The 8,694-nt window shown below is 32.3% G+C and carries 11 protein-coding genes and 1 pseudogene; 7 read left to right on the forward strand and 5 right to left on the reverse strand.

Annotated elements, in window-relative coordinates:
• Positions 1-340: 340 nt before the first annotated feature.
• The 7 genes and pseudogenes from Q0370_RS10850 to Q0370_RS10880 all read left to right on the forward strand — a co-directional run bounded on the left by Q0370_RS10850 (position 341) and on the right by Q0370_RS10880 (position 6,372).
• The gene (locus tag Q0370_RS10850) at positions 341-724 is read left to right on the forward strand and encodes a hypothetical protein (protein WP_299575611.1); all 384 of its coding nucleotides are present in this window, start codon (positions 341-343) and stop codon (positions 722-724) included.
• 37 nt (positions 725-761) lie between these two features.
• Positions 762-1,832: a UbiA family prenyltransferase gene (locus Q0370_RS10855; protein WP_299575612.1), complete on the forward strand. Its 1,071-nt coding sequence runs from the start codon at positions 762-764 to the stop codon at positions 1,830-1,832.
• Positions 1,833-2,086: 254 nt separating this feature from the next.
• Complete coding sequence (gene murQ, locus Q0370_RS10860) at positions 2,087-3,001, forward strand: N-acetylmuramic acid 6-phosphate etherase (protein ID WP_299575613.1); 915 nt, start codon at positions 2,087-2,089, stop codon at positions 2,999-3,001.
• A 21-nt stretch (positions 3,002-3,022) separates the two neighbouring features.
• Positions 3,023-3,444: pseudogene (locus tag Q0370_RS10865) on the forward strand (hypothetical protein).
• Positions 3,445-3,545: 101 nt separating this feature from the next.
• Positions 3,546-3,755 carry a hypothetical protein gene (locus tag Q0370_RS10870; protein ID WP_299575614.1) on the forward strand — a complete coding sequence of 70 codons (210 nt, stop codon included), beginning with the start codon at positions 3,546-3,548 and terminating at the stop codon, positions 3,753-3,755.
• A gap of 30 nt (positions 3,756-3,785) precedes the next feature.
• On the forward strand, positions 3,786-4,877 hold the full coding sequence (locus tag Q0370_RS10875; protein ID WP_299575615.1) for a DUF871 domain-containing protein: 1,092 nt from the start codon (positions 3,786-3,788) through the stop codon (positions 4,875-4,877).
• 82 nt (positions 4,878-4,959) lie between these two features.
• Positions 4,960-6,372: a PTS transporter subunit EIIC gene (locus Q0370_RS10880; protein ID WP_299575616.1), complete on the forward strand. Its 1,413-nt coding sequence runs from the start codon at positions 4,960-4,962 to the stop codon at positions 6,370-6,372.
• 194 nt (positions 6,373-6,566) lie between these two features.
• Here Q0370_RS10880 and recR read toward each other — a convergent pair whose 3' ends face one another.
• Genes recR through rpsC form a run of 5 tightly spaced genes read right to left on the reverse strand, consistent with a single transcriptional unit; the run spans position 6,567 to position 8,637 of the window.
• The gene (recR, locus tag Q0370_RS10885) at positions 6,567-7,115 is read right to left on the reverse strand and encodes a recombination mediator RecR (RefSeq protein ID WP_299575620.1); all 549 of its coding nucleotides are present in this window, start codon (positions 7,113-7,115) and stop codon (positions 6,567-6,569) included.
• A complete protein-coding gene (rpsQ, locus tag Q0370_RS10890; RefSeq protein ID WP_299575617.1) occupies positions 7,073-7,351 on the reverse strand; it encodes a 30S ribosomal protein S17 in 279 nt (92 codons plus the stop codon). Before rpsQ ends, recR begins: the two co-directional genes overlap by 43 nt.
• Positions 7,351-7,542, reverse strand: coding sequence for a 50S ribosomal protein L29 (gene rpmC, locus Q0370_RS10895; protein ID WP_074898318.1), 192 nt, complete (start codon positions 7,540-7,542; stop codon positions 7,351-7,353). The genes rpsQ and rpmC overlap by 1 nt, the downstream gene beginning before the upstream one ends.
• Positions 7,542-7,958, reverse strand: coding sequence for a 50S ribosomal protein L16 (gene rplP / locus Q0370_RS10900; RefSeq protein WP_003772561.1), 417 nt, complete (start codon positions 7,956-7,958; stop codon positions 7,542-7,544). The genes rpmC and rplP overlap by 1 nt, the downstream gene beginning before the upstream one ends.
• The gene (gene rpsC, locus Q0370_RS10905) at positions 7,942-8,637 is read right to left on the reverse strand and encodes a 30S ribosomal protein S3 (RefSeq protein ID WP_040665943.1); all 696 of its coding nucleotides are present in this window, start codon (positions 8,635-8,637) and stop codon (positions 7,942-7,944) included. Before rpsC ends, rplP begins: the two co-directional genes overlap by 17 nt.
• Between the last annotated feature and the right edge of the window lie 57 nt (positions 8,638-8,694).

Raw genomic sequence — 8,694 nt, forward strand, 5'->3', positions numbered from 1 at the left:
TGTGCCTGTTAAGGATTTTGGCAATTTTAGAAATTTTGTAATTTTCTTTTAGCAGAACCTCTAGTTTATTTCTTTCATTTATGGTAAAATATTTGTGGCTCATGATATATTTCCTTTCGTTAATGTTTTTGTTGTTACTAACATTTTAACACGAAATTATCATGAGTTTTTATATTTTTTAGTTTGTCGCAATATATTTTACAATCTATAAATTTAGAATATTTAAAATAATCGAAACTGAAATTCCAATGGATAAAAGGCATAACAGCAAGACAGACTATAAAAAACTTGAAGAGATAGTTGAAAAACTTTAAAAATTTAGATTCAGAAAGGAAATTTTATGAAAACAGAAGCAAAAGAATTAATTCAGGAAGGATTAAAGTTATTTTCATTATATGACAGAAGAGCTTTGAAAAGATTTTATCTTTCAGCAGAAAAGAGTGAGGCAGACTTATCATACCTTGATGAAAAGTATCAGACTCATATACGTTCTAAAGCAAGAGGACTGTTTTTTGATTTTTTAGGGGGAATTATAGAAGGCATTGCAAGTTCAGGAAGTCCGTTTAGTCATTCTCTGGATAGAGCGATGACTATTGAAAAGCGTGAACAGTATAATGAAAAGAAATTAATATTAAGGTATAAAATTAAAGATTTTCTTGAAAGTACACCAGTAGACAGTAATACAGGATATTTACTTTCCATGATTGATTTCTATTGTCAGTAAAATTGTTGTAATTATAATATTGTAAGAGGAGAAATAAATGAGTCAAAGTAATAGAAATTCAAAAAAATCAATAATCCAAAATATAAAAAAATTCAAAATATACTTAAATGATCGATTTCCATTAGGAAAAAACTCTTTTTTCGTATTGATTTTTACTTTGTCAGGATATATTTACACAGGATTACTGTATAATTCAAAAATTATAAAGCCAATTTTGTCAAAAGAAATCAATAGAGTACCACTACTCTGGGATAAAGAAATTGATAAAATGCCAATGATCTGGTATAAATTACTTCCCTTATTTATCATAATATTCATGTTTTTCTTTCAGCTGAGAATTACAGATGAATTTAAAGATTATGAAGAAGATTTAAAATATCGGTCTTATCGTCCTGTTCAAAGAGGTATAATTTCATTAAAAGCATTGGGAAAAATTGGAATTGCTACTGTTATAATTCAGATAATATTTGCACATGTAATAAATCCTAAAATTATTTATTATATGATGTTAGTATGGATTTATATGTTTTTGATGTCAAAAGAATTTTTTATAAAAAAATGGCTTACAAAAAGAATTTTAATTTATGCTCTCTCCCACGTTGTGATAATGATATTTATTACCCTTGTTATTGTAAAAGGAACAGAATATATTTTACAAGATCATTTTTTAGAAACTTTGTACTTATTGCTAAAAAAATACGAAAAAAATATTTTTGTAGGACTAATTCCTCTTTTCGTATTAAATTATCTAAACGGAATCGTACTGAAAATAGGAAGAAAAACGAGAAAAGCTGACGAAGAGGAACATGGAGTACAGACATATAGCAAACTTTGGGAAAGAAAAAAGGCTGTGGTTATTTTAAGTCTACTTTTTATTATTGAATATCTTCTTGTCATTCTTGGGCTTGCCCATACTTATGAAAAATATTTTTTATTCAGCAGATTAATATTGCTTGTAATATTGATAGTTTCGATATATTTTATGGTAAAATTTTTGAAAAAGGATTTATCAGGAAAAATTGTGGAGACTGTGTCGGGACTTTGGATTATTTTTTCAAGTATGTGCATGGGGTTTCTTCCATATTTTGTATTTAGTTTAATAAAATAAAAAGTATAAATTTTATATTGGCTGTATCTGTTGTTTTTAACAAATAAATTTAATCATCTATAAATAAGCAAGAGTGTAAAAAATAATTATGCTCTTGTTTTTTTTAATATAGTTTAAGTTTATCAGCACTTTTCTTCTCTTTTAAACAAATTTTTCAGATAAATTTAAAAATAGACTTCCATTTAAGAAAAATCGAGATATAATTATGGTGTAAAGAGCTAGTTTTAGACTTAACTTAAAGGGTGTGATAAATAATGATTGAACTTGAAAAATTGTCTACTGAAGAAAATAATCCTAATAGCAAGGATATTGAATTACAGAATAGCCTTGAGATTGTGAGAAAAATAAATGAGGAAGACAAGAAAGTGGCGTTTTGCGTAGAAAAAGAATTAGAGAGCATTTCACGGCTTATAGATGTCATATTGTCAAAATATAAAAAAGAAACAAGAATTATATATATTGGTGCAGGAACATCGGGAAGACTTGGAATTCTTGATGCTTCGGAATGCCCTCCCACTTATGGGGTTCCCTTTGAGAAAGTTCAAGGAATAATTGCTGGTGGAAATGAAGCGATATTCAAGGCTAAGGAAAATGCTGAAGATAATCCAGAACTGGGAAAACAGGACTTGGTGAATATTAACCTTACAAAAAATGATGTGGTTATAGGACTTGCGGCTTCTGGCAGAACACCTTATGTTTTAGGGGCAATTGAATATGCAAATAGCATTGGTGCAGTTACGGGAAGTATAACTTGCTCCAAAAATTCGGATTTATCCAAAATCAGTCAATATCCAATAGAAGTTACCGTTGGTGCTGAAATTGTTACTGGCTCTACCAGAATGAAGGCTGGAACAGCCCAGAAGATGATACTTAATATGATTTCTACAACAATTATGATAAAACTTGGAAAAGTATTCTCAGGCTACATGGTGGATGTCAAAACTTCCAATCAGAAACTGGTTGAGCGAGCAAAAAGAATAATAATGAAAACTACTGGGGTTGATTATGAAATTGCAAGTTCTGTTTTGGAAAAAGCCGGAAATGATGTAAAAACAGCTATTGCTATGATACTTTTGGATATTGATAGAGATATGGCAACGGAAAAATTAAAACAATATGACAATAATGTGGCAAAATTGATACATGAATATTCTGAAAAAAATATTTAGCAATTTAGAAAGGATAGTAAAATGGAAAAAAGAGATGGAATTAAAATTGTAACGATTGGCGGAGGCTCCAGCTATACTCCTGAACTGATAGAAGGATTCATTAAAAGGATAAAGGAATTGCCAGTAAAGGAAATATGGCTGGTTGATATTGAAGAAGGAAAAGAAAAATTAGAAATAGTTGGAAATTTGGCTAAAAGAATGGTAAAAAAGCTGGTATTGACTGCAAGGTTTATTTGACGCTGGATAGAAGGGAAGCTATAAAGGATGCAGATTTTGTGACTACTCAGTTTCGTGTGGGACTGCTTGATGCGAGAATTAAAGATGAAAGAATACCATTTGAAAATGGACTTCTAGGGCAGGAAACAAATGGGGCTGGGGGAATGTTTAAGGCATTTCGTACAATTCCTGAAAAGCAGCAATCCTTCCTTCAATATTCAACATAAATGAGCCAATTATTTTTGGAGCTCCAATCGTATTAAATCCTACATTATTACCGCCTTTTATAATTGTTCCAATAGTTAATGCCTCTATCACTTATTTCGCAATGGTAGCAGGACTGGTAAACCGTGTAACTTCAACACCACCTTGGACTCTACCTGGACCAATAGGAGCATTTTTAGCAACAAATGGGGATTTTAGAGCTGTTATTTTAAATATACTTCTTATTTTAATTTCTGTTGCAATTTACTATCCTTTCTTTAATGCCTATGAGAAAAAATTATTGGCAGAAGAACATGCTGAAGCACAAGAATAAAAATAGATAGAAGAAGGGAAATAACACAAAATGAGAAAATTAGGAATTTCTATTTATCCTGGAAAGACAACTGAAGAAGAATTGCTAAGTTATATTGACAAATCTTTTGAAGCTGGCTTTAGCCGAATATTCAGTTGTCTACTTTCTTCTACAGAGGATAAAGAAATAATTTTAAAAAAATTTAAAAAAGTAAATTATTATGCCAAGAAAAAAGGATTTGAGATTATTCTGGATGTAAATCCAAAAGTTTTTGATGACTTAGGAATAAGTTATGATAATTTAGCATTTTTTAAGGAAATGGGAGCTGACGGAATTAGGCTGGATATTGGATTTACTGGATTGCAGGAAAGCATTATGACATTTAATAAGGAAAATTTAAAAATCGAAATAAATATGAGCAACGATACTCATTATATCGATACAATTATGGATTATCGCCCAAATAAAAATAATCTGATAGGATGCCATAACTTTTATCCTCATATTCACACAGGATTAGGCTTGGAATTTTTCAAAAAATGTACAGAAAATTTTACAAAATATGGATTACGAACAGCCGCATTTATAACTTCACAATCTAAAAACAGTTTTGGTCCTAAGCCAGTAACGCAAGGATTACCAACCTTGGAAATGCATCGTAATTTACCGTTGATAGTTCAGTTCAAACATTTTATGGCACTAGAAACAATTGACGATATAATTATTTCAAACTGCTATCCAACTGATGAAGAATTAGAAGAATTTAAAAAAGTGCGTAAAGATATGGTAAGTTTCTCAATTGAACTTAAAAAAAATGTTCCTGAAATAGAACAAAAAATAATTTTTGATGAATTTCACTTTAATAGAGGTGATATTTCTGAAAATCTAATTCGTTCTACAAATAGCCGTGTAAAATATAAAGAACATAATTTTAAAATTTTTAATGCCCCTGAAATAATAAAAAAGGGAGATATAATTATTGAAAGCAGCGAATTTGGACATTACGCAGGGGAACTTTTAATTGCAAAAACAGAAATGAAAAATACCGGAAAATCAAATGTTGTTGGAAAAATAGCAGATGAAGAAATATTTTTAATTGACTACATCAAACCTTGGCAAAAATTTTCTTTTGTAAAAAAATAAAAATGCCTCTATCTAATAGATTTATCTTTAACTATTTAATTAAAAGATTTTGAAACTTCAACTTACAAAGGAGATGAGCATTATGGATGCCAAAAAAACAGCACAGGAAATTTATGATATTTTAGGTGGTAAAGAAAACATTGCTTCAAACGCGGTCTGTATGACAAGACTCAGAGTAAAGACTAGAAATGAAGTGGATTTAGAAAAGTTGAAAAAAATTGATGGTGTATTAAATGTCGTGAATGCAGAAACTTTACAGATTGTATTAGGGCCTGGAAAAGTAAATACAGTAGGAGATGAATTTTCGAAACTTAGTGGTATTGCTCTAGGATTTTCAGATAGTAACGTAAAGGATATAGCAAGTGAAAATAAGAAAACAAATAAACAAAAACATAATGGTTCTGTCCAACGATTTCTTCAAAAAATTGCAAATATATTTGTACCTCTATTACCTGGAATAATCGCATCAGGGTTAATAATGGGACTTACAAATGTAATAAATGTTGCAACAAAAAATGCTTATAATACAGTATGGTGGTTTGCTGCGATAAGAAGTATCGGATTTGTTATGTTTGGATATCTTGCGATTTATGTAGGGATGAATGCAGCAAAAGAATTTGGCGGAACTGCAGTGCTTGGTGGAATTATGGGATCAATATTTATCACAAATCCAGCCTTGCCTTTACTTCTTAAAGTTGAAGACAAGAGTGCAATTATACTTCCTTTTACAGGTAAGCCTTTTGCACCTGGAATGGGAGGACTGCTTGCATCTTTATTTATGGGAATAATAGTCGCATATTTGGAAAAAAATATAAGAAAGATAGTTCCTGTAATGCTTGATACCTTTTTTACTCCTCTTTTAACTTTAATAATAGGTGTATTTATAGCCCTAATAATAATTCAGCCTTTAGGAACTGTTGTAACGGGCTTCATATTCACCATTCTTGATTTCTCATATAAGAAGTTAGGAATATTGGGAGGATATATACTGGCAGCTGGATTCCTTCCTTTAGTTTCAGTTGGACTACATCAAGCTTTAACTCCTATACACACTTTACTTAATGATCCGACAGGACCTACAAAAGGAATTAACTATCTGCTTCCTATACTTATAATGGCAGGTGGAGGACAAGTTGGCGCAGGAATTGCAATTTATATAAAAACTAAGAATCAACGGCTTAAAAATATGGTAAGAGATTCTATTCCGGTTGGAATACTTGGAATTGGTGAACCATTAATGTATGCTGTAACTTTACCATTAGGAAAACCTTTTATTACAGCGTGCTTAGGTTCTGGAATCGGTGGAGTTCTTGCAGTTCTATTTCATTTAGGAACAATTTCTCAAGGTGTTTCAGGTTTATTTGGACTACTTATTGTTGTTCCTGGATCTTGGATTTACTTTATAATCGCAATGCTTGGAGCATATGCAGGAGGATTTATACTGACTTATTTATTTGGAATTGATGATGAAAAGATTGAAGAGATGTATGGATAAAATAAAAAAGAATTTATGAATAAAAAATTGTGTAAACTCGTATTAGATATATTTGAATTTACACAATTTATTTTTTTATATGTCTGGATTTCTTCAATAGAAATTTTACTACAAAACTATTAGAAACTACAAAGACTATAACAATTCTAGCACTTAAAAGTAGAAAAAATAAGTAGGCTACATTGTTTAAAATTTTAGTCTACATCATCCACATTAACCCTACCCTCAAGCGATCTTCCTAGTGTTGCCATATCCGTGTATTCAATATTTCCGCCCATTGGAATACCGCTTGCAATTTTAGAAATCTTAATATTCTTTTCTTTCAGGAATTTTGTCAAATATAGGCTTGTAGTTTCACCTTCCAAGTCGGGATTTAAAGCCAATATAACTTCTTTTACATCTTCATTTAGTCTATTCATTAACTTTCTCAAATTCAGATCTTCAATTGTAACTCCGTTTAATGGATCTATCTTTCCACCAAGTACATGATAAAGTCCATTATATGTTTCAGATTTTTCAAAAGCAATTACATCTCGGACTCCTTCAACTACGCAGATTACTTCCTTATCCCTTTTCTCGTTAGCACAAATCTCGCAAATATCATTTTCAGACAAATTTCCACAAATTTCGCAATGTTTGATATTCATATGCGAATCCTTTATTATTTCCAGCATTCTATCAATATCATCTTCACTTTTATCTAAAACATCAAACGCAATTCTTGCCGCACTTTTTCTACCAATTCCTTAACTACCCAAGATTTTGTTTTTGATAAAGGGCGGCTCTCTTCAATAATTACAACATCACCAACATTACATTGATTTGTTGAATCATGGGCATGAATTTTTGTAGAGCGACGAATAACTTTACCATACAAGGGATGCTTTACCTTCCGCTCAACCAAAACGGTAACCGTTTTATCCATACTATTGCTGACGACCTTACCTTGCAATGTACGAACATTTTTAATTTCGATCATTATTGAGCACCTTTTTCAGCTAAAACAGTCTTAATACGTGCAATATTTCGGCGTACTTTTTTTAACTCACTGGTTTTCCCTAATTGGCCAGTTGCATGCTGCATACGCAAACCAAATTGAACTTTTAATAAATCTATCAACTCTTGGTTTAACTGCTCACTTGATCTATTCTTCAATTCATGAGTTTTCATTATTTACCCACCTGTCTCGTTACAAATACAGTTGGAATTGGCAGCTTAGCTGCAGCTAATGCAAAAGCTTCACGTGCTAAAGATTCTGCAACGCCATCCATCTCATAGAGAATTTTCCCAGGTTTAATTTCTGCAACATAATATTCAACAGAACCCTTACCTCCACCCATACGAACTTGTATTGGTTTCTCTGTAATTGGCTTATCTGGGAATACGCGAATCCAAATACGGCCGCCACGTTTAATATGACGTGTCATTGCGCGGCGAGCAGCTTCGATTTGCCTTGCAGTAAGCCTACCACGACCCACAGCCTTCAAAGCAAAATCACCAAAACTAACAGCATTACCACGCAGAGCCAAGCCTGTATTGCGTCCTTTATGTTGCTTACGGTACTTCAGTCTAGTTGGTTGCAGCATTACGTCCTACCTTTCTGCGTTTATGCTCTTGTTCAGGTTTATTCAAAACAACATCTTTGCCTTCACCAGTATATACCCAAACCTTTAATCCAATTACACCATATGTAGTATTTGCCTCACTGGTAGCATAACTTACATTAGCACGCAAAGTATGCAAAGGCACACGCCCTTCTCGGTACCATTCACTACGGGCAATGTCAGCACCATTTAACCGTCCAGAGGTCATAATTTTGATACCTTTTGCACCAACACGCATAGCATTTTGCATGGCACGCTTCATAGCGCGACGAAATTGAACACGCTTTTCCAGTTGCTGAGCTATTCCATCTGCAATAATTTGTGCATCCAATTCAGGTTTTCGAATCTCTTCGATATTAACATGAACAGGAACACCCATTAAATTTTGCAAATCACGTTTTAACACATCAATATCTTCACCTTTTCTACCAATCACCATTCCTGGCCGAGCCGAGAAAATAGTAACACGAGCAGATTTGGCTGGCCTCTCAATAACAACACGGCCAATTGATGCATTAGACAAGCGTTTACGTAAATATTCGCGAACATCAATATCTTGCTTTAAGACAACAGAAAAATCGCTACTTTTAGCAAACCACTTTGAAGACCAATCTTTATTTACTGCCAAACGAAAGCCAGTTGGATGAATTTTTTGTCCCATAGCTTTTCCTTAGTTTCCTACTGTCACATTAATATGACACGTTTGTTTTTCAATACG

This window comes from uncultured Leptotrichia sp. (assembly GCF_938036635.1).
GTDB lineage: Bacteria > Fusobacteriota > Fusobacteriia > Fusobacteriales > Leptotrichiaceae > Leptotrichia > Leptotrichia hongkongensis.